At 65.9% G+C, this 21,215-nt stretch carries 17 protein-coding genes; 7 read left to right on the top strand and 10 right to left on the bottom strand.

Annotated elements, in window-relative coordinates; genetic code table 11:
* Positions 1-2: 2 nt before the first annotated feature.
* From G3545_RS01815 to G3545_RS01800, 4 genes are all read right to left on the bottom strand, one after another.
* Positions 3-872: a xanthine dehydrogenase family protein subunit M gene (locus tag G3545_RS01815; RefSeq protein WP_170009302.1), complete on the bottom strand. Its 870-nt coding sequence runs from the start codon at positions 870-872 to the stop codon at positions 3-5.
* A gap of 249 nt (positions 873-1,121) precedes the next feature.
* On the bottom strand, positions 1,122-2,249 hold the full coding sequence (locus tag G3545_RS01810; RefSeq protein ID WP_170009300.1) for an MHYT domain-containing protein: 1,128 nt from the start codon (positions 2,247-2,249) through the stop codon (positions 1,122-1,124).
* Positions 2,250-2,617: 368 nt separating this feature from the next.
* Positions 2,618-3,628 carry a FecR domain-containing protein gene (locus G3545_RS01805; RefSeq protein WP_170009298.1) on the bottom strand — a complete coding sequence of 337 codons (1,011 nt, stop codon included), beginning with the start codon at positions 3,626-3,628 and terminating at the stop codon, positions 2,618-2,620.
* Positions 3,629-4,082: 454 nt separating this feature from the next.
* Complete coding sequence (locus G3545_RS01800) at positions 4,083-4,832, bottom strand: FecR domain-containing protein (protein WP_170009296.1); 750 nt, start codon at positions 4,830-4,832, stop codon at positions 4,083-4,085.
* A 211-nt stretch (positions 4,833-5,043) separates the two neighbouring features.
* On the opposite strand from G3545_RS01800, the gene G3545_RS01795 reads away from it, so the two are divergent.
* From G3545_RS01795 to G3545_RS01780, 4 genes are all read left to right on the top strand, one after another.
* Entirely contained in the window at positions 5,044-6,351 is a 1,308-nt protein-coding gene (locus G3545_RS01795; protein WP_170009294.1) for a hypothetical protein, read from the top strand.
* A 138-nt stretch (positions 6,352-6,489) separates the two neighbouring features.
* Entirely contained in the window at positions 6,490-8,715 is a 2,226-nt protein-coding gene (locus tag G3545_RS01790; protein ID WP_170009292.1) for an adenylate/guanylate cyclase domain-containing protein, read from the top strand.
* Positions 8,716-8,739: 24 nt separating this feature from the next.
* Positions 8,740-9,588, top strand: coding sequence for an MBL fold metallo-hydrolase (locus tag G3545_RS01785; RefSeq protein ID WP_246702650.1), 849 nt, complete (start codon positions 8,740-8,742; stop codon positions 9,586-9,588).
* A 291-nt stretch (positions 9,589-9,879) separates the two neighbouring features.
* Positions 9,880-12,903 carry a cyclic nucleotide-binding domain-containing protein gene (locus G3545_RS01780; protein WP_170009290.1) on the top strand — a complete coding sequence of 1,008 codons (3,024 nt, stop codon included), beginning with the start codon at positions 9,880-9,882 and terminating at the stop codon, positions 12,901-12,903.
* A 9-nt stretch (positions 12,904-12,912) separates the two neighbouring features.
* On the opposite strand, the gene G3545_RS01775 is transcribed toward G3545_RS01780, so the two are convergent.
* From G3545_RS01775 to G3545_RS01750, 6 genes are all read right to left on the bottom strand, one after another.
* Positions 12,913-13,122 carry a hypothetical protein gene (locus tag G3545_RS01775; RefSeq protein WP_170009288.1) on the bottom strand — a complete coding sequence of 70 codons (210 nt, stop codon included), beginning with the start codon at positions 13,120-13,122 and terminating at the stop codon, positions 12,913-12,915.
* On the bottom strand, positions 13,119-13,874 hold the full coding sequence (locus G3545_RS01770) for a COG4280 domain-containing protein (protein WP_170009286.1): 756 nt from the start codon (positions 13,872-13,874) through the stop codon (positions 13,119-13,121). Before G3545_RS01770 ends, G3545_RS01775 begins: the two co-directional genes overlap by 4 nt.
* Positions 13,875-13,902: 28 nt before the next feature.
* Positions 13,903-14,946, bottom strand: coding sequence for an ABC transporter ATP-binding protein (locus tag G3545_RS01765; RefSeq protein ID WP_170009284.1), 1,044 nt, complete (start codon positions 14,944-14,946; stop codon positions 13,903-13,905).
* Entirely contained in the window at positions 14,943-16,772 is a 1,830-nt protein-coding gene (locus G3545_RS01760) for an ABC transporter permease subunit (RefSeq protein WP_170009282.1), read from the bottom strand. The genes G3545_RS01765 and G3545_RS01760 overlap by 4 nt, the downstream gene beginning before the upstream one ends.
* A 34-nt stretch (positions 16,773-16,806) precedes the next feature.
* Positions 16,807-17,811 carry an extracellular solute-binding protein gene (locus G3545_RS01755; RefSeq protein WP_170009280.1) on the bottom strand — a complete coding sequence of 335 codons (1,005 nt, stop codon included), beginning with the start codon at positions 17,809-17,811 and terminating at the stop codon, positions 16,807-16,809.
* A gap of 95 nt (positions 17,812-17,906) precedes the next feature.
* Positions 17,907-18,818, bottom strand: coding sequence for a MurR/RpiR family transcriptional regulator (locus G3545_RS01750; RefSeq protein ID WP_170009278.1), 912 nt, complete (start codon positions 18,816-18,818; stop codon positions 17,907-17,909).
* 210 nt (positions 18,819-19,028) lie between these two features.
* Between G3545_RS01750 and G3545_RS01745 the strand changes: the two genes are divergently transcribed.
* The 3 genes from G3545_RS01745 (at position 19,029) to G3545_RS01735 (ending at position 21,201) form a co-directional block, all read left to right on the top strand.
* Positions 19,029-19,643 (top strand): hypothetical protein, encoded by a 615-nt coding sequence (locus G3545_RS01745; RefSeq protein WP_170009276.1) that lies wholly within the window; start codon positions 19,029-19,031, stop codon positions 19,641-19,643.
* Position 19,644: 1 nt separating this feature from the next.
* The gene (locus G3545_RS01740; RefSeq protein WP_170009274.1) at positions 19,645-20,445 is read left to right on the top strand and encodes a hypothetical protein; all 801 of its coding nucleotides are present in this window, start codon (positions 19,645-19,647) and stop codon (positions 20,443-20,445) included.
* 84 nt (positions 20,446-20,529) lie between these two features.
* Entirely contained in the window at positions 20,530-21,201 is a 672-nt protein-coding gene (locus G3545_RS01735) for a response regulator transcription factor (protein WP_170009272.1), read from the top strand.
* The last annotated feature ends 14 nt before the right edge of the window (positions 21,202-21,215 follow it).

Raw genomic sequence — 21,215 nt, 5'->3', positions numbered from 1 at the left:
GTTCAGGCTCCTTTGGCGCGAGAGGCGGCTTTGAGAAGGGCGCGGGCGACCATCACGCCGGCCATCTCGCGGCGATAATCCGCCGGGCCGCGGCCGTCCGCGGCGGGGTCGGTGATGGCCTTCGCGAGTTCGGCAACACGCTTTACCGTGGCGGTATCGAGCGTGGCGCCGATGGCGGCGGCGCTGGCGTCCTCGGCGAACAGCGGCCGGTCGGCGACATTGGTGAGCGCAATGGCGCAGCCGGCGACGGCGTCGCCTTTCAGCGTCAGCACCACCGCGGCAGCGGCCGTGGCGTAGTCGCCGATCTTGCGCTTCAGCTTCTCATAGGCGGCACCCTGCCCGGCGGGCGGGATGGGAATGCGCACGCTGGCGAGGATCTCGCCTGGCCCCAGCGCGGTGTCATAGGCGCCGTTATAGAAGTCACGCGCGGCGATGCGGCGCTCTCCCGCGACGCCCTCCAGCACATAGGCGGCATCCAGCGCCATCATCAGCGCCGGCATGTCATTGCCGGGATCGCCATTAGCGACATTGCCGCCAAGCGTACCCATGTAGCGCACCTGCGGATCGGCGATCAGCAGCGAGGTCTCGCGGATGACCGGCAGCTTCGTAGCAAGCAGTTCGGAGCGGACCATCTCGGCCTGCGTCACGCCGGCGCCGATGACGATGGCGTCGCCATCCTCTCTCACGCCCTTCAACTCGGCGATACCGGCTAGGTCGATAAGGTGCTCCGGCGCGGCCATGCGCAGCTTCATCATCGGGATGAGGCTGTGGCCGCCGGCCAGCGGGCGGGCATCGTCGCCGAGCGCAGCGAGCAGCGTGACCGCATCGGTCAGGCTCGACGGCCGGTGAAAGGTAAATGGACCCGGGATCACGGGGGCACTCCTCCTCGGTTTCACGCCGTGGCTTCGCGCCACTTTTGGGACGGTTCCAGGGTGAGGATGCGAGGCAGTGCGCCGCACAACAACGCGACATGCACAAGCGAGCGGGCGCGCGCACGAACGCAGGCTTTTTGCACGAATTGCGTCAGCATTGCTGGCGCACTTGGTGGGAGCGTGTCTGTTATTCCAGATGCACGCTCATGAATTCCGGCCTAGCGCGCCGCAGTGCAGCACCGCGCTGAATCACTCGGCGAGATGCAGCCTTTCCTCCAGCCGCTGCCTCAGCCAGCGCCGGCGCGAGCGGCTGACCGGCGCGCGGTAGGGCGTGTGCGCCATCATCGCCACGGCCGCGGCATCGGCGACATTCTTCAGCGAGGACACCCGATCGAGATTGACGATATGGCTGCGGTGAACCCGGACGAACACCGCCGGGTCGAGCCCGGCCTCCACCTCGGAGATGGAGAGCGGGCAGAACCACGTCGTGTCGCCGTCGAACAGCTGGCTGTAATGCGCCTGTGCCTGCACGGCGACGAGATGCCCGACATCGAGATGGCGGTGCAGTCCGTCCCGTTCCACCGGCAGGGTGCGGACATAGCTCCCGCTCGCGGGCGGGACGGGTGCGATCTCAGTGGCGGGATTGGGTTCGATTGCCGCCGCGTGTGCTCCCTGTCCTTCGGGGATCAGCGTCAGCAGGAACAGGCCCGACACCACGAACGCCACCACCGAGACCACGATAGCGAGCAGGCCCGGCGAGAACGCCGGCATCTCCATCGGCATCGCCATCTCGTGAGTCTGAAAGGTCACGCCGGCCATGGCGGAATAGTGCATGGCAGAGATGGCAAGGCCCATCAGCACGGCGGGGACCAGCACTGGCCCTTTGGCCCCCTCCCCGAAGCCGAGCCACAGCGCGATGCCTGACGAGGCGACGCCGACCAGGATGCTCGCCGCCACCCAGCGCGGATCGTGCGTCATGTGCAGGCTGGCATGCAGCGCATACATGCCGAGATAATGCATGGCGACGATGCCGGCGCCCATGAAGACGGCGGCCAACGCAATGCGCGTTCGGCTCGGTGCGCCGGCGCTGACTGCAAACACGGCGAAGCCGACCACCAGCACGCAGATCAGGAAAGAGAGCAGCGTCGGCAGCACCAGGAAATCGACGGCGACCGGTAGCCTGACCGCCAGTATGCCGACGAAATGCATGGTCCAGATGCCAAGCGCCAGCGATAGCGCGGATGCGCCGATCAGCGCACGGCGACGCAGGCCACCCGCAGCTTCCACCTGCCGTGCCAGATGCAGCCCGACATAGCTGCCCTGGAACGCCACAAACAGCGAAAGCGCAACGAGCCAGGGCTCGTGCGACGGGTTCATGAGGGCGCCTCCTTCACCCTGCCGCGCGCCTTGACGGCGTCTTCGGCTTCAGCCGCTCAGGCTAGCGGAACATTTCGACCAATTCCACAATGAGTACATGGGCGGGAGACTGTTCACACACTCATGCGCGGTTCGAAGCGGCAGTGGCCCAAGCCTCGGGATCCGGCCCGACTTGTGTTCGGCTTCGATCTAACTGCGAATGAACGCAGGGTTGGGACCTTGGAGCCTGGCCGGCCGCGAGCAACTCGGCAGTGAACGGTTGATGCACGAAATATCGAAAGGCGGCGTCGATCCGACGCCGCCTTTCCCGTAATCACTATCGAGCCGGCGCGGCTTTGGGCGGCTAACGCCGTCCACGGTCCACCCGGCTATTTGCCGTTGGGGCCATTGCTGCGGCCGGATCGCGAACCGCCGAAGCTGCTGCCGGTCTTTTGGCCCTTGCCGTCGCGTGATCCGAAGGCACCCCCAAAGCCTCCGAAGCTCCGGGCACCCCCGCTGATGGTCGAGTCTGCGGTCGAGAAGGTACCTGTACGCTGGGCCTCGCCACCATACCCGCCCTCTTCACCACCATATCCGCAATGCGGATCGTGCTCATGGTCGGGCGGGTCCGGCTGAGGTGGGGAACTCGCGCGCGCCCGCGGGCTTGTCCGCCCCAAGTCGGCATCAGTGGCGCGCTCGCGTGCGCCGCTACGGCCATTGCATCCCGCCGTGTTCACCCGGAACGCGGGAAGCAAGCTGTCCTGCGATTCGACATAGGGGAACTTGGTGGCAACGGGTGCGCCCCAGTTTGCCGGCTGGACGCCGCCGCCCGGCGGCGTAATCACCACCTCGCAGCCGCCGCGCACATCCCGGCAGACGCCGCTGCGGTCGCAGACCCGCGCCTGGCCCTCGAAAATGGCGAAGGTCATTTCGCCGTTGCCCGCCACCGTGAAATCGAAGCGCGTGCCGCGGACGCCGATCGTCGCGGTCGGCGTGTTGATCGTATAGGCCTGCTTCGCGCTGCTACCGGTGATGAAGCGGAACGCGCCCTTGGTCGCGTTCATGGTGACCTTGCGCGCCGTGTTGCTCTCGTCGAACACGAAAGCGTCGATCGTCATCGAGGAATTCGGGCCGACCACCAGCTTGGTCGAGTCCTTGAACTGGATCTGGGCTTCACCGCCCGGTCCAGTCTGGACCTTGTCACCCATGAAGACATCGCCATCCACCTGAAGCGTACGACGCCCCGTGGTGCCGGCCGCAGCCGCTGCGGGCACCACCGAAACGGCGACGCCGCTCGCCGTGATGGCGTGTGCGGGATCCACCGCAGTGAAAGCCAATACGAATGCGAACAAACAAACGCTCGCACATCTTCCCAAGTACTCGTGATATCGAAAGCGCATGACGGAGCCCCCCGTTCTGTTCACGCTCATGAAGGAGCCGACCGCGTTCAGACGCTCGGCGCGTCAGCTCACGCTTGGCCAAGTAAACATCATAGCAAAGCTTCGACCTTATAGCGAGTTTCGAAACTTCTCTACTTTCCGTAGGGTTTACGGGCGGCCCGCGCTCGATAGCGCAATCGTGACCGGGCCCGGTCGAGACGTGCTCGCGTGCAGCGGTTCGTCATGCTGCCGATCAGCATGACGTTCCCATTTCGTCTCGCGCATTGAACTTGGTCGTGACGAAGCCGAAACAATCGGCGATCACTTCATGATATCGCAGCGGTCAGGATCGCACGTCCTGCGCGTTGCAGCGATCACTGGAAAAGATTCGCAGGAAACTAGAAAATCTTTGCGATCAGAGCATGCCTTGAATACTTCCATTCGCTGGGATGAATCCATCCAGGCGAATGGAACTCTAGCCGCCCTCGCCGCCCGAAGGCAGGGATTGTGTCTGTCCCCGGAGAATGCCGCCCGACCGCAGGCCGGGAGCCACCGTGTCGCGCGTGCGGTCGTTCTCGAAGCGATAGCCGAACAGCGGCCAGGACGTCAGGCCAGCCTTCTGGTAGATGCGCCCATCCCACACCTTCGGCCCGTCGATGGTGCCGCCCTGCCCGATCACCACGGCGTCCCCGGGCTTCGTCACCGACACGCAGCGCCCGCCCTTGACGCACACGTCGGTCGCGCCCTCGGTAAGGATCACATAGACCTTGCCGTCGACGTAGCGCACATCGATGACCGTGCCGCGCACGCCGATGACGGCGAGCGGGGTCTTGACCTCGTAGCGGCGCGGATCGGAAGCGCCGGAGACGAAGCGCAGCGCGCCCTTCGACAGATTGACGGCGACGCTGGTGGCGCTTCCTGAGGGATCGAACACGAAACGATCGAGCGTCACTTCCGACGACGGGCCGATCGAGAGCGCGGTCTCGTCGCGGAACAGCAACTGCGTCGAGGCATCGCCAGCGGTGCGGATGACCTCGTTCTGGCGAACCCCGTCACCCGTGGAAAGCCGGCGCTGGTCGCCCGGCAGCGCCCCGGTGACCTCGTTGAGCACCGCCGCTGCGACACCAATGCGGCTCTGTGCGCCAGCCGGCGTTGCGGCGACAATCGAAGCGGCGGCCAGCGAGGCGGCAACGACCGCGCAAAGCGGAGAAAACAGGCGCGGCATTGATGGGCCTCCCCGCAGGCACGAGTCACGTCGATGTGGAGAGAAAAGCACATTACCCGGGAAGTTGCGACTCAGCCGCATTTCGACGGTCGTCAACGGGGTACGGATGATCCTATCGTAGCCGGCAACCGGTCCAGGCGGGGAATCGGCTGTCTCTGACGAAAGGGAATGATGCATGCGGGCGTCAGGGGCGATGGAGGCGGAGCGGCAAATGAAAAGGCCGCTCCCCGCCGGGCGTACGCTTTGTCTGTGCATATTGGCGGTGGTCGCCTCGGTAAGCGCACGGGCCGACGAATTGTCGGATTTGTCGACCCGGATCATGGCCGATCCCGGCAACGTCTCCACCAGCCTGGAATATGGCAAGCTCGCCGAGACGAAAGGCAAGCCGCGATGGGCGCTCGCCGCCTATGAGCGCGTGCTGATGCTCGATCCCACCAATATGGAAGCCTGGGAGGGACTGAGCCGGGTACGCTGGCACATGGAGCCGGCAACCACCGTCTGGACGCTCGACGGCGGCGTGTTCGTCGACACCAATCCCTATCGGACCGGCACGTTCGACGTTTATGGCTATTCGCCCAACCCCTATCTGAACATCTTCTCCTCCTATCCCGAGAAGACCGACACCTTCTTCACGGCGGGCGTGTCGATGCGCGACGACCGGCCGGCCGGCGACCTGCGCTGGCGCACCACCGCCCGCGTCGAGCAGCAGATGTGGGTCAATAATTCCCAGCTCGACGGCGGCTACGTCACCGCGGCATCGGGCCCGATGTTCCAGATCACGCCGCAGATTGCCATGCGCCTTGCGCCGATGGCGACGTTCTCATGGCTGAACAACGGGCTCGACAGCGTCGAGATGGCCAATCCCTGGTACGATCCCGTCTGGTATCCCGAGAAGACCATCAAATACGGCCCGGGCGGAGACGATCGGGTTCGCTTCTGGGAGGTCGGCGGGCTGATCGGCTTCGAAGGCTATCTCAACGGCGCGATGCAGCGCGTCGACATCAGTGTCGGCTATCGCACCTATGGCGAGGCCTACAGCGCCAGCGAGGGCTTGGTGGTCGGCGTGGTCGGGCGTTTCACCCGCCCGGGCGTGTTCGCGCAGGATGACGCCTTTACCATGCAGCCCTGGTTCCGCTGGGCTGATCTCGGCGAGCCGGAGGACAAGGACGACTATATTTACTGGGACGGCGCCCGCGCGGGCTCGATCACCGAAGCGGGGATGAAGCTCGGCTATTCCAAGCCCGTCGCGCCGTGGCTTACCGTGGTCGGGACGATGGATGTCACTTACCGCGAGACCCAATTCTCCTGGGAGAATGCTCCTTATAGCTATAGCGACCGGCCCAGGAACGAATTGCAGGAAGTCGTGTTCGCACCCGGCGTGGCACTTGTGCTGCCGAACTTCTTCCGGGACGGGCTCGACCTGCGTTTCGAATATTCCTACGAGTTTACCGACACCAACGTCGATAGTGGCGAGATCGACGCACAGCTGTTCGGCACCAGCTTCGCCTATCGCTTCTAGGGGATGTTCCGCAGCGCCCGGCTGAGATTTGCGGCGGAACAGGCTCCAGTATAGTGAATCCGGAGCACTTTCTCGTTGCCCGGATGATTCCATCCGAAAGCAAAAGGCCCTGGTAGCGCGGCGCGCTTTGGAGGCACGATGATCCGCCGGCATGCGCTCTACGCAGCGGCCGTCTCCATTCCCCTCCTCGCGGCGCTCGCGCTCACCCTCTGGCAGCCGCGCTATTACGTCGTCATTCGCAACAACCTGTTCGACCTCTACCAGCAGGCCCAGCCTCGTGCCTGGACACCGGACCTGCCGGTGCGCATCGTCGACATCGACGACGCCTCGCTGGCGGAGTTCGGCCAGTGGCCATGGCCGCGCACCCGCATCGCCGAGATCATCTCACGACTGACCGAGGACGGCGCCGCGGCGATCGCCTTCGACGTGATGTTCGCCGAATCGGACCGCACCAACCCGGAAGCGCTCGCGGCGCTGCTGCCGGAGGGCCCGGTGCGCGAAACCGTGGCCAAGGCCATCGAGGGACTGCCGGGCAATGACGCGCAATTCGCCGATGTGCTGAAGTCCTCGCCGGTGGTTCTCGGCATGGTACTGACGCCCAATCCGGCCGACGCCCCGCCGGAGGTTCCGATGAAGTTCGGCGTCGCCGCCGCCGGCGACAATCCGCTGCTGTTCGCCCCGAAGCTGGCCGGCGCTGTCTTGCCGCTGCCGCCGTTCGTTGCGGCGGCCTCCGGCCTCGGCGCGCTGAACTGGCTGCCGGACGGCGACCAGATCGTGCGCCATGTGCCGATCTTCCTGCGCTACCGCGACCAGCTGGTGCCGAGCCTCGGGGCGGAAGCGCTGCGCGTCGCGCAAGGCGCCTCGACCTATGTGGTGCGTTCCTCCAATGCCAGCGGCGACGAAGCCTATGGCACGCATACCGGCATGCTGGCCGTGCGGATCGGCGCCATCGAGACCCCGACCGACGCCACCGGCGAGGTGCGGCTGCGGGTCGGCCCGACCGAACCGGGCCGCTTCATGTCCGCCGCCAAGCTGCTGGCCGGGAAGGTCCCGCGCGAGGAGATCGAAGGCCGCATCATCCTGGTCGGCTCCAGCGCTGCGGGCCTGCTCGACCTGCGTGCCACCCCGATCGACGACGCCGTGCCGGGCGTCGAGATCCAGGCGCAATTCATCGAGCATCTGGTAAGCGGCGCGCGGCTGGCACGCCCGGATTGGGCGACCGGCGCCGAACTGGTGCTGGCGGCCCTGCTCGGCATCGCCATGGCCGTGGCGCTGCCGTTCGCCGGCGCGGTGGGCGGCGCGATCGCCGGCGGCCTCGTCGTCGCAGCGCTGTTCTTCGCCAGCTGGTGGGCCTTCGGGAACTGGAATCTGCTGCTCGACCCGTTCGGGCCGGTGGCATCGGCAAGCGGGGTCTATGTCGCCGGCACCATGCTGCTCTACAGCGCCGAGCAGCGGCAGAAGCGCTGGGTACGCGACGCCTTCGGCCGCTTCGTCTCGCCGGCGGTGATCGAGCAGCTCGCCTCCGATCCGGCCCGGCTGGTGCTCGGCGGCGAGACCCGCACCCTCACCGTGATGTTCACCGACGTGCGCAACTTCACCTCCATCTCGGAGCGCATGGACGCGCAGGAACTGACGCGCTTCATGAACCGCTATCTGACGCCGATGACCGACGTCGTGCTGGCACAAGGCGGCACGCTCGACAAATATATTGGCGACGCCATCATGGCGTTCTGGAACGCGCCGCTCGACGATCCGGCTCACGGCGCCCACGCCGCGGGTGCAGCACTGGCCATGCTGAACGAACTGGAAGGCTTCAACCGTGCCCTGCGCGAGGAGGCGGACGCTGCCGGCAGCACCGCCATAGAGGTGCGCAACGGCATCGGCCTCGCGACCGGGGATTGCTGCGTCGGCAATCTGGGCTCAACTAAGCGTTTCGATTATTCGGCCCTCGGCGACACCGTCAACCTCGCCTCCCGGCTTGAGGGGGCGACCAAATTCTACGGCGTCGACGTGCTGGCAACGCAGACCACCCGCGACCTCGCCGATGGCCTTGCCTGGCTTGAAGTCGATGTCACCCGGGTGAAGGGACGCGCTCAACCCCAGCGGCTGTTCACCCTGGCGGGTGACGCCGCTTTCGCCCGGTCGCCGGACTTCGAACGGTTGAACGCGCGGCACCAGGCCATGCTCGATGCCTATCGTCGGGCGGACTTCGTGAAAGCAGAGGCACAAGCGGTGCGTGCCGGGCGTGTCGCCCCGCGCGGCATTGCGCGGTTGTATAACGTCTATGCCGAGCGTTGCCGGCTTCGCGCGGGCCAGCCCGTGGAGGAGACCTGGGACGCGGTGACGACGCTCGATGAGAAATGAGCATGTTCAGGCGAGGATCCAGCTGTGGCTAACAAGGGACATGGCACGGTGCTGAGCATGACGTTCTGGGGCGTGCGGGGCTCGGCCGTCATGCCGGGGCCGACGACGCTGAAATATGGCGGCAACACCACCTGCATCGAGCTCATGGCGGGGCGGCGGCGCGTCATCGTCGATGCCGGCAGCGGCATCACCAATCTAGGCATGGCGATGCGCGAGGAGCCGCCCGGCCCGATCGACATCCTGCTTACCCATCTCCACCACGATCACATCGAGGGACTGTTCTTCTTCGCTCCGATGTTCACGCCCGGCACCGAGATCACGCTCCATTGCGGCAATCTGGGTGGAGAGAGCCCGGAAGCAGGGCTGCGGCAATGCTACTCCCCGCCCCTGTTCCCGCTCAGCTTCGACGACGTGCCGGCGCGCGTGCGCTTCCGTGGGTTCAAGGCGGGAGAGACACTCGACCTTGGCGGGCTCGCGGTGCGCACCCATCCGCTCAATCATCCCGGCGGGGCGACCGGCTACCGCATCGACCATGGGGGCGCCGCGGCGGCGGTGCTGACCGACAATGAGCACACCGAGCCGTGGCCTGACCCGGCGCTGGTGGATTTCGTGGCTGGTGCCGACCTCGTCGCCTATGATGCGATGTGGGAACAGGGCGAGTATCCGAAGTATCGCGGCTGGGGACATTCCACGCCGCAAATGGGCGCGGCGCTGGTCCGAGCCGCCGGCGCCAAACGTCTCGCCTGCATCCATCACGCACCGCACTGCGACGACGAGCGGCTGGCACGAATCGAAACCGAGATCGCGGCGATCTCGCCCGGAGCTTTCCTCGCCCGCGAGGGCATGCGCGTCGCGCTTCCCGCCACGCAATAGCGGCGGACGCTCCCCGCATGAGGTCATCGGTCAATTTGTTCGAAAATCCCTAAGTCTCCGGAACAAATGAGCCGCATAAGCTTGCTTTGACCGACGGCAGCCGCCAATGTCCGTACGTGGCGGCCGGGGGCCGCCATCTGTCTACTTATTGTGAATCTTGGGTCGGAGGACTGCGATCCTCAGAACGACATGCCGCAATGGCGTGTCAGCCAACGGATCGTTGTGATTGGTGTAGTCACCGTGGGGACGGGGCTTTTCTCTTATATCTGGCGGAACAGCCGGCGCGAACAGGTGACGATACTCGTCGTCGTCGTGCTGTCGTTCCCATTTTACTATCTTTCGCTCGACTTGCCGAAATACATCGTCTCCGACGCCTTGCAGGGGCGGGCTTTCCCGAGCGGTGCCGACACCGCCCGCCTGTTCCACATTGCGCTCGATCTGCCGAGCTGGCTGGGCGGCCCGCGCGTCTTCTTCGAGGGCCTGCAGTTCGAGCGCCTGTCCTATCTGTTCATGCTGTCGGCGCTGTTCCTGCTGCTCGTCCTCATCAATAACGTCTTCAAGTACGTCATCAACATGCGCAAGGGCGCGCTTGGCGAGCGCGTGCTGCAACGGCTGCGTTTCGACCTCTTCTCGACGCTGCTGAGCTTCAAGCCCGAGGCGATGCACCGGCTGAAGCCATCGGAAGCGGCAACCATCATCAAGGACGAGGTCGAGCCGATCGGCGGCTTCGTCGGCGATGCATTCGTGCTGCCGGCCTTCCTCGGCGGACAGGCCTTGACGGCGCTGGCCTTCATTCTCATCCAGAACCTCGCGCTCGGGCTGATCGTGATGGTCATGGTCCTGATCCAGGGCGCCATCATCCCGCGCCTGCGGCGCGAGCAGATCCGCCTCGGCAGGCAGCGCCAGATCGTCTCGCGTGCCTTCGCCGGCAAGATCGGCGAGGTGGTGGAGACCATCAGCGAGGTGTCGAACCACGGCACCGCGGCGGTGGAGAAGAGCCTGGTCGCGGAGCGGCTGGAGGCGCTTTTCGGCATTCGCTACCAGCTTTACGGCCGCAAATTCGCGGTCAAGGCGCTGAATAACCTGCTGGCCCAGCTCACCCCGTTTCTGTTCTACGCGGTCGGCGGCTACTTCGCGCTTACCGGGCATCTCGATCTCGGCCAGCTCGTCGCCGTGATCGCCGCCTATCGCGATCTGCCGCCGCCGATCAAGGAACTGATCGACTGGGACCAGCAGCGCCTCGACGTCGAAGCCAAGTTCCATCAGGTGGTCGAGCAGTTCTCGCTGATCGAGGATCCGGAGGAGCAGGAGCCGCGGATCCACCTCCACGCCGCCGGCAGCGAGATCCCGACGACCGGCACCATCGCCGCGCAAGCTCTCACCGTGGTCAGCAACACCGGCGACAATCTGCTCGACCGGCTGTCGCTCACCTTGCCGCTCGGCGGGCACATTGCGATGCTCGGCGGCGCCGGCGAGGGTGCCGGGTGCTTCGCGCAGATCCTCGGCGGGCGCATCACCGCCTTTGACGGCAGCCTGACGATCGCGGGCGCTCCGCTGGCCGACTTGCCCGCGGGCGTGCGCGGACGCGAACTTGCTTATGCCGGCCCGGAGCCGGTCGTGCTCGAAGGCACGCTGCGCGACAATATCCTCTACGGCCTGCGCCTGCCTGGACGGAACGGCGAATGGACCATCGACCATCCGAGGGCCGGCGCCGCCTCTCCGCTCGAGCTGGAATCGAGGCTCGCGGACGTACTGAACACGGTCGGCCTCGCCGAGAGCGTGTTCCGCTTCGGCCTGGCGCGCCGGCTCGACCCTGACGAGCCGACGGACCTTGTCGCGCGGGTCGCCGAACTACGCGCCGGCATCAGGGCGAAGCTTGCGGCCAGTGGAGCCGAGGACGCGGTCGAGCCCTACGATCCGGATCGGTACACGAAGAACGCGACCATCGGCGAGAATGTGCTGTTCGGCGTGCCGATCGACGAGGCCCTGGCCGGCGCAAGCCTCGCCAGCCATGCCTTGACGCGCCGGGTGCTCGACCGGTGCGGGCTGACGGAACCGCTGATCCGGATGGGACGGCTCATCGCGGCGACGATGCTCGAAATCTTCAGCGATCTCACCCCCGATCACGTGCTGTTCGAACAGTTCGCCTTTGTCGCGGCGGAAGAGTTTCCGGAATATCGCGAGATCCTTGCCCGCGCCAATACAGGAACGATCGACGAGGAGGATCGCTCCCGGCTGCTGGGGCTTGCCATGCTCTATGTCGAGCCACGCCACCGGCTGGGACTGCTCGACGCCGACCTCCAGCAGCGTATCCTGGCGGCGCGCCACGCCTTCCACGACCAGGCGACGGCCGCCATGGCGGATGCGATCGCCTTCTATGACCCGCAACTTTATTGCAGCGCCGCGCCGCTGCGCGACAATCTGCTGTTCGGATTGGTCGCCCAGGGCGCGGCCATGGCGGCGGAGCGCGTCACGGATGCCATACGTGAGACCCTGGGAGAGTTCGAACTCGACCGAGAGGTCTACTCCTGGGGCCTTGAACAGCCGGCCGGCTATGGCGGCCGTCTGCTGTTCCCGGCGGAAAAAGCCCAATTGGCGCTGGCGCGTTGCCTGATCAAGCAGCCAAGCGTTCTCATCCTCAACAATGCGCTGGCCGCCTTCAGCCCCGCCGAAGCGGGCGCGCTGCTCGCGCGCATCAAGACCGCGATGGCCGGGCGAACCTTGATCGTGGTGGCGCGCGAAGTCGGCCTGGAGCACAGGTTCGATGTGCGGGTCGCCTTCCAGGGCCCGAAGCTGGCGCCGATGACCGATGCGCTCGCCGGATCGGTCGGCCGGACCGAACCGACGGTTGGAACTGATGCGGGCCCGGAGAATGAGGAACTCACAGCGCTGGGGGCGGTCCCGATCTTCGCCAATCTCGACGTGCCTCGATTGAAGCTGCTGGCCTTCACCAGCGAGCGCATGAACTTCGCCCCCGGAGACGTGCTGTTCCGCCAGGGCGACGATTCAGACGCGGCCTATGTCCTCGTCAGCGGTTCCGCCGATGTGCTGATCGATGCGCCGGACGGGCCGGTCGTGGTCTCGACGGTCGGGGCCAATGCCATCGTCGGCGAGATGGGCATCGTCACCGGCGATCCCCGTTCCGCGACCATCATCGCGAAAACACCGCTTGGGGCGCTGCGCCTGCGCAAGGAGGTGTTCCTGTCCCTCCTCGCCGAGTTCCCCGACATGGCCTTGTCGGTGACGCGCCTGATGGTCAAGCGCCTGCAGGACAATCTGACCACCGTCAGCCGCCGCAGCCGCGACACGCACTGACCGAAAGATCTAGCGCCGGCGCGCGGCGCGATGGACACTTTCCGTCAGGATGACGAGGCAGCCCGCCAGCAGCAGCAGGCCGCCCGGAAATGGCGGCAGGCCGAACAGCTTCACCGCCGCCGTCACGGCGACGATCAGGATCATCGCGAACAGCGCCAGGCTGCCGTCGTCGATGAACATGCCTAGAAATTCCCTCACGATCAGACGAAGCGTACTCATCGGGCGAGATCTCCGGTCGATACGGGAAAGGCGTTACGCAGCCAGCGAGCCAGCGCCAGCGACACGGCGGTGACGACCACGAAGATGGCAAGGAGCGCAAGGTCGGCGCCCGGCCAGTCGGCGCCGAGGCCTTCACCGGTCCAGAAGATGCCGAAGCTGGTGAGCATCAGTCCGACGGTGAATTTGAGCGCGTTCTCCGGCACCCGCGCCAGCGGGCGGTGCACGACGAGGCCGATGATCATCACCAGCAGGAACGCCGCCAGAGCGCCGAGGCTCGCATAGAAGGTCTGGCCGTGGGCGGCGCCGACCGCGATGACGATGAACACCACCTCGATGCCTTCGAGCAGCACCGCCTTGAACGACGCCACCCCCGCCAGATAATCGGCGCGGCGGTCGCCGACCTGGCGTTGCAACAGCTCGGTCTCCTTGGAGAAGGCCGCCTCCTCGTCGTGCAGCGCGATGACGCCCGCCGAGCGCAGGATCGCCTTGCGCAGCCACCGCATGCCGAACAGGATCAGCAGCACGCCGACGACAAATTGCAACGCCTCGATCGGCACTAGCGCCAGCAGCGGCCCAAAGACGGCGACGATGGCCGCCAGCACGGCGAGCGCCAACGCCGCGCCGATGAGCGCCGGCCGCCAACTGCGCGTCACGCCCACGGCAAGCACGATGGTGAAAGCTTCGACGACTTCCACGAAGGAGCCGAGGAAGGCGGCGGTGATCGTCGAGAGGATGGGTGTCAGACTGCTCATCTAGGCGCCTTTGTAACGTGCGAAGCTTCTAGGCTGCGAGGACCACGCAGCGCTCGGGTGGCAGGGAAAACGCGAACGGCGCGCCGACCGGCGGAGCCTCCGGCCAGTCCAGCCGGATGCGGTGCGGCCCGAGATCGACTGACAGCCGCCAGCATCGGCCCTGGAAGGCGCGCGACTGCACTGTTCCCTCCAGCCGGTTGGTGGGGTGGACGTCAGCCGGGCGTGCATCCTCGGGGCGGACCACCAGCATGCCCTCGCCGGAGCGGGCGCCGGGCGTACGCAGCGGCTGCGCATCGGTGCTGCCGATCCTGAACAAGCCGTCCCTCACCTCCCCGCGCACCACGGAGAATCCGCCGATGAAGCTGGCGACGAAGGAATCCGCCGGCGCCTCATAGATCGCCTGCGGGGTGTCGAACTGGGCAATGATGCCGGCGCGCATGACGGCGATGCGATCGGAAACTGCCATGGCCTCTGCCTGATCGTGCGTGACATAGACCACGGTGATGGCCTCGCGGCGTACCAGTTCCATCATCTCGATCCGCATATCCTCGCGCAGTGCCGCGTCGAGATTGCTGAGCGGCTCGTCGAGCAACATCAGGGCGGGCCGCGCTGCGAGGCAGCGCGCGATCGCCACGCGCTGCTGCTGCCCGCCGGACAATTCGCTCGGATGGCGGTTGCGATAGGCGGTCAGGCGGGTCACCTCGAGCGCATGATCGAGCCGCGCCGCGATCTCCGCCTCCGGCAGGCGCTGCGACTGCAGCCCGAAGCCGAGATTCTGCGCGACCGTCATGTGCGGCCACAGTGCATAGTCCTGGAACACCATGCCGATGCCGCGGCGCTCGGCCGGCACAACGGTCCGCGCGCTCCACACCACGCCGCCATCGAGCGTGATGATGCCGCGCTCCGGATGCGCGAGGCCGGCGATGATGCGCAGCAGCGTGGTCTTGCCGGAGCCACTCGCCCCCAGCAGCGAGACCACCTCGCCAGCCTCGATCTTGAGATCGAGGTCGCGGAGCACGGCACGGCCGCCGAGCGATTTGCAGACATTGGCGCACTGCAGGGAGGCCGTCATGGCGCGTGCTCCGTGACCAGATTGCCTGTCCCGGAAACGACCGCACCCCGCGGGCGCGCGAAGCGCCGTGCCAGTATCCAGACCAGCGCCGCACTACCCCCCGCGGCCACCATGGCGACCAGCGCGATGGCGGAAGCCAGGCCATCGCGATCATGGCTGAACAGTTTCAGGATCAGCGTCGGCGCCGGCGGACCGCTTTGCGGGATGAGCATCTGCGACATCGGCAGCTCGAACACGGTGCGGATGAAGGTCAGCAGGAACGCCGTCACCACGCTGAGGAACACCAATGGCAGCGTGATGGCGAGGAGGCGCCGCATGCTGCCGACCCCGTGCAGTCGCGCCGCGTCAGTGAGGCTCGGCGCCAACTGGCCGATCGCCGCCATGATGACGACGAGGCAATAAGGCAGCGCCGCGGCGACATAGCCCATGACCAGCAAAGAGCTGTCGCCATAATGCGGGAACGGCCAATCCCGAAATCCCGGTAGCCGGTTCCACAGCAGTATGTAGCCGAACCCGAGGACGATGCCGGGAATGGCGACGGCGCCCAGCGACAGTCCGATGACGATGGTGCGCAGCACCGGGTTGGAGCGGTCGAGCTGGGCCGACAGCAGCAGCGCGATGCCGCTCGCGACCAGCGCAGTAAGGCCGGCGAAGCCAAGGCTGCGCAGCAGGCCCTCATTCGCCTGCGTGCCTAGGCTTAGCGCAGTGGCGACATTCGCCGAAGTGAGATTGCTCCATTCGAGCCCGTGGCCGAGCGTGCGGCTGAGCGCCCGCGCGGCGATGGCGGCCAGTGGCAGCAGCAGCGCAAGGGTGGCGATGGCGAGGGCCACGGCCGCAGCCGGCCAGCGCCAGCCACCGAGATCATAGGGCCGCGAGGGCCTGGAACGGCCCGAAATCAGGCGCGGATCGGCCCGGCGTCGCAACAGCCGGTCAGCCAGCACGACGAGTACCACGAGCAGCAGCAGCACCAGCGCCTGCGCCCCCGCCGCGGGAAAATCAACCGGATAGTCGCTGGCGGCGGCATAGATGCCGTAGGTCAAGACGCCGAAATCCGACACCCGTGCAATGGTCGAGGCCAGGCCGAAATCCGACAGCACTTCGGCGAAGGCGGCGATAACGCTTAGGGCGATGGCCGGGGCCAGCAAGGGTCCGTTGATCCTGAGCCAGATCCGAACCGGGGACGCGCCGGACAGCCGCGCCGCGTCCTCGAGCTCGCCGCCGAGCCCGGTCAACGCGCTGCCGATGATGAAGCCGGCAAGCGGGAACAGGCTGAGGGTATGGACGAACACCAGGCCTGCGAGCCCGAAGAAGGCCGAGCCCAGCGCCGGCGGCAGCACGCCGAGTTGCGCCAGATAGCCGCCCGGCGACATCAGCAGCACCCAGGCCAGCGCCTTCAGATAGGACGGCGTCAGGAACACCAGCCAGGGCACCATCGCGATCGCCCCGCGCAGCGGAATTTCGCAGCGCTGCACCAGCAACGCGAAGGCACCGCCCAGGACCGTGGTGGTGACGGCAACGGTTGCGGCGAGTTCGAGCGAATGCAGGATCGATTGTGTAACGCGCGGCTCGGCAAGAGCGTGCGCCAGCGGCGCGAGGCTCAGCGCAGCGCTGGCGTCGCGCGTGTCGAACAGCCCGGGCATGATCGCCTGGATCAGCACCAGCGCCAGCGGCAAGCCGATCAGCAACGCGAACACGGCATAGATGGCGAGCGGCCCGCCGGCACGGCACAGGAGCGCCAACGCTCCCTCGCCTGCCAGCCGCACCCCACCAAGACTGCTGGCGCCGCGGGAAAAAGCCGCGGCACCGTGCTGCTGGAGAATGGCCATCGTCAGACGTTCCGGCCTGTGGAAACGCGCCGGATCACGGGACGAACGTGTTCTTGTACCACTGCTTCCACTCGCTCTCGTGGGCGGAAGCAGTGGCGTCGTCGAGACGAACGAAAGCGATCTGAGTCTCGCGGCCGGGCTTGGCTTTGACCCCGGCAATGATCGGGATGAAGAAGAAGTCGGTGTCGTCGCCATTCTGCATCGCCGCCTGCCCTTCCGGGCTGGTGACGAACGCAGCGAACTTTCTCGCCGCGTCCATGTGCTGGGTCCTGGCGCTGATGCCGAGCCCCTGCGGCAGCGCGATCGAGCCTTCGCTCGGATAGACCGCGACCACCGGCTCGCCGCTGGCGATCTTGGCGAAGATCGCGCTGTCCTGGTTGATGCCGACCTTGGCATTGCCGGTCAGCACCGCGGCATTGACCTTGCCGCCGCTGGAGAGGCCGGACAAGGATTTTGTGGTGAGCACCTTCGCCAGCAGCGCCTTGCCGTCCGCGGTGCCATTGGTCTGGAAGAAGCCGGCGAGCCATTGATAGGCCGGACCCGACAAATTGGGATCCTTGGCCGCCACCGCGCCGGCGAAGGCCTGCAGGTCGCTCCACGACTTCGGCATCTTGTCGGCGGGCACCTTCCTGGTGTTCACCTCGATGGCGGTGGTGCTGGTGCCGGTCGGCAGGAAGGCGTGGCTCGCCGGGATCAGCGACTTGCCGAGATCGGTGAAGGCCACCTCGGCATAGGTGTCGGCCGGGATCGGCTGCAGCACGTGGTCGGCGGCCATGCGCTCCATCACCGCCGAGCCGTCGAGCCAGACGATGTCGAACTGCGGATTATTGCCCTCGGCGGCGATCTTGCCGAGCGTCTCGCCGGTGCTGCCGGGCTCGACCACGTCGACCGTCAGACCGGTCTTGGCCTGGAAGGCCTTGGCGACCGGCCCAGCGAAGTCGAGCGCATCATAGAGCACCAGGTCGGCGGCCAAAGCCGGCACCGAGATAGAGGCCACCGTCATGCACAGAGCGATTCCGAAGGCGGTTCGGATCCTCATTTCATTCTCCCGTATATACTAAATGAAGACAGAATAATTGCCTCCACATTGTACATTATTACTTTGAACTATTTATGTATCTGATGCATGCATTTCTATTTCGAGCGCGTCTTCTTCGTTCCGCGCTTGACCCAGGCCTTGTCGATCGAACCGCGCAGCACGCTCAGCCGGTCGAGACTGTCGAAGGCGGTCTGGCTGGCACTGCCCGCTAGGCCGATGATCAGCGCCTCGATCAGCACCATGGTGCCGCCATGCATGGCGAGGTGATCGGCCTTGCCGCGCGGCACCGGGAGCACCTCGGCGACCTTGTCGGCGACCAGCGGGCCGAGGTTGTCGCTGATGAGGACCACCGGCGCGCCGTATTCTCGGGCCTGGTCGAGCACGATCTCGACCTCGCGATAGAGCGGCGCATAGGCCAGCATCAGCACCGCATCGTCCTTGCCGAGCCACAGCAGACGATCGGCCAGGGCGACCCCGGAGGCGGAAAGCGCGCAGGTCGGCAGGCCGATCCGGTTGAACTGGAGGCTGGCATAGTCGGCCATGGCGCCGGACGGGCCGATGCCGAATACGTGGCGGCGCTTGGCGCCGGCCAGGATGGCGACGGCACGGGCGAAGCTTGCCGCGATCTCCGGACGCTTGAGCACCTCGAGCACGCCCTCATGGAGCTCGATGACGTGCCGCAGCGCACCGGCGGCGCCCTCGCCGGTCTGCTCCAGCGTCCGCGCTAGGCGTTTGCCGGGCGAAGGCGCGCCGGTCAGGTCGGCGAGCAGCACTTCGCGCAGTGCCGAGAGCCCGTCGAACCCAAGCGAGCGGGCGGTGCGCACTACGGTCGCATCGCTGGTGCCGGCCAGTTGGGCGATCTCGGCGGCCGAGTTCAGCAGCACTGCCTGCTTCTGGTCGATGAAGAACCGCGCCATGCGCTGCTCGGCCGGTGGCAGGCTTTCGAGCGCCTGCCGAACCTGCACGTCGAATGTCGCCAGCGGCGCCCTGGATGCGGTTTCCGTCATGAACGACGCTCTCACTCAATCATCGATTCCGTAGCAGACGCTACAATGACGAATGTGAGTAGTGTTCATTACATCAATGTGACGGGTCGGCTTCGGGACAACCGCCGCGGGCCTTACAAATCCGTAAAGCGGCGGACAGCTCAGCGTATAGCGGGCGAAGCATTCTCCGGCCTGCGCGGCTCGTCCCGCGTCCAGTTCCGGAGAATCCTCATGAAAAGGCTATTGCTCGCCTTCACCTTCGTCTCGCTGGCGATCGCCGCCACGTCCGCACTCATGACGCCGGCCTATCCCGCAACGGCCGGCGAGTTGGGCGATCTGTCGCCCTATCAGGCCATCGTCGCCAATGTGCTCGATCTCACCAATGCCGACGATATCCCGGCCGCGAGGAAGCGCATCACCGATTTCGAGACCGCCTGGGACGACGCCACCACCCAGATGCGCCCGCTCAATCCCGAGAAATGGACCGCGATCGATCACGCCGCGGACGCGGCCATCGATGCCCTGCGGACCACATGGCCCAACAACCAAAAGATACTGCTCAAGCTGAACGCCCTGCTCGCTGTACTCGACAGCAAGGGAGCGACACCAGGGGCTGCACCGGCGGTGAACGCCAAATTCTCGGTGACGAACCCCGATGGCAGCCCGATACCTTGCGAGGTGACGCTGCAGAAACTGCGGGACATCACCGCTTCGGTTGCGCCGGCAAGCGTCGACCAGGCCAGGTTCGACACCCTGAAGAATAAGGGCATCGAACGTTGCAATGCCGATGACGACAAGCGCGCCAATGGCTTCTTCATGGAAGCGCTCGCTCTGGTGGGGCACTGACATGAAGCAGGATCTCGCAACCCGGACCGCGGATGATCGCCGCGCGACGCCCAACCGCGTCCCCCAGGTCACCGTCGACTTCTGGCTCATCAAGCTCTTGGCGGTGACGGTCGGCGAGACTGCCGCCGACTATCTGGCGGTCAATCTGGGCGTCGGGCTTTCGCTCACCTCCGCCATCATGACGGCGGTGCTCGCCGTGGCGCTGGTGCTCCAGTTCGTGCAGAAGCGGTATGTGCCGTGGATTTATTGGCTGGCAGTGGTGCTGATCAGCGTCGTCGGGACCCTCCTCACCGACAATCTGGTCGACAATTTCGGCGTGCCGCTGGAGGTGACGACGATCGCGTGCGCCATCCTGTTGGCGCTGACTTTCATGGTCTGGTACGCCAGCGAACGCACGCTTTCGATCCACACCATCATCACGACGAAGCGCGAGGCCTTCTATTGGCTGGCGATCCTGCTGACCTTCGCGCTCGGCACCGCCGCCGGCGATCTGGTCGCGGAGAAGCTCGACGTCGGCTACCTGATGACGAGCCTTCTCTTTGCCGTCATCATCGCGATCATCGCCACCAGCTACTTCGTCTTCGACCTGAACGGCATCCTCGCCTTCTGGCTGGCCTATATACTGACCCGGCCGATGGGCGCCTCATTTGGCGACCTGCTCTCCCAGCCGGTAGAATATGGCGGGCTTGGGCTGGGTACGATCGTCACGAGCGTGCTGTTCCTCGGCACCATCTGCGCGACTGTTCTCTATGCCAGCATGATGAACGGCGGCCGCGAGTACGCTACCGCCGACGCGGATTAGAGCCCGGTACGCTCAAGACGGGCAGTGACGGCGTACATATCCTCCGTCACTGCCGCGCAACAGGCCGGCCAAGGATCGTACAGCATGCGCATACTGGTGGTGGAAGACGACAAGCGCACCTCTGACTATATGAGGAAAGGCTTCACCGAGCGTGGCCATGTCACGGACACGCTGGCCGACGGGCGCGATGCGCTCGCCCACGCCTCGCGCGAATTCTATGACGTCCTTGTCGTCGACCGGATGCTTCCGGGGCTGGACGGGCTGGCGCTGGTCAAGGCCCTGCGGGCGTCGGGCATCACTACGCCCGTGCTTTTCCTCACCGCTGTCGGTGGTGTCGATGATCGCGTCGATGGGCTCGAAGCCGGTGGCGACGACTATCTGGTCAAGCCCTTCGCGTTCTCCGAACTGATGGCACGATTGAACGCCCTCGCCCGTCGTCCGCCGGCGCAGACCGAAAAAACCAAACTCGAAGTCTTCGACCTCGAGCTCGATCTGGTGCGGCGACATTGCCGGCGCGCCGGCCACCCGATCGATCTGGTGCCGCGCGAGTTCGCGCTGCTCGAATTCCTGATGCGCAATGAGGGACGCGTCGTCACCCGCACCATGCTGCTGGAGCGGGTCTGGGAATTGCATTTCGATCCGCAGACCAGTGTCGTCGAGACTCACATCAGCCGCTTGCGCACCAAGATCGACAAGCCGTTCGACCACCAATTGCTGCATACGGTCCGGAACACGGGCTACAGCCTGCATGCTTGACAGGTTCCTACGCA

It is taken from the genome of Starkeya sp. ORNL1 (genome assembly GCF_012971745.1).
Classification (GTDB): Bacteria; Pseudomonadota; Alphaproteobacteria; order Rhizobiales; family Xanthobacteraceae; genus Ancylobacter.
Note: the sequence above shows the minus strand (reverse complement) of the source record. Positions and strands in the feature narration are given on the sequence as shown.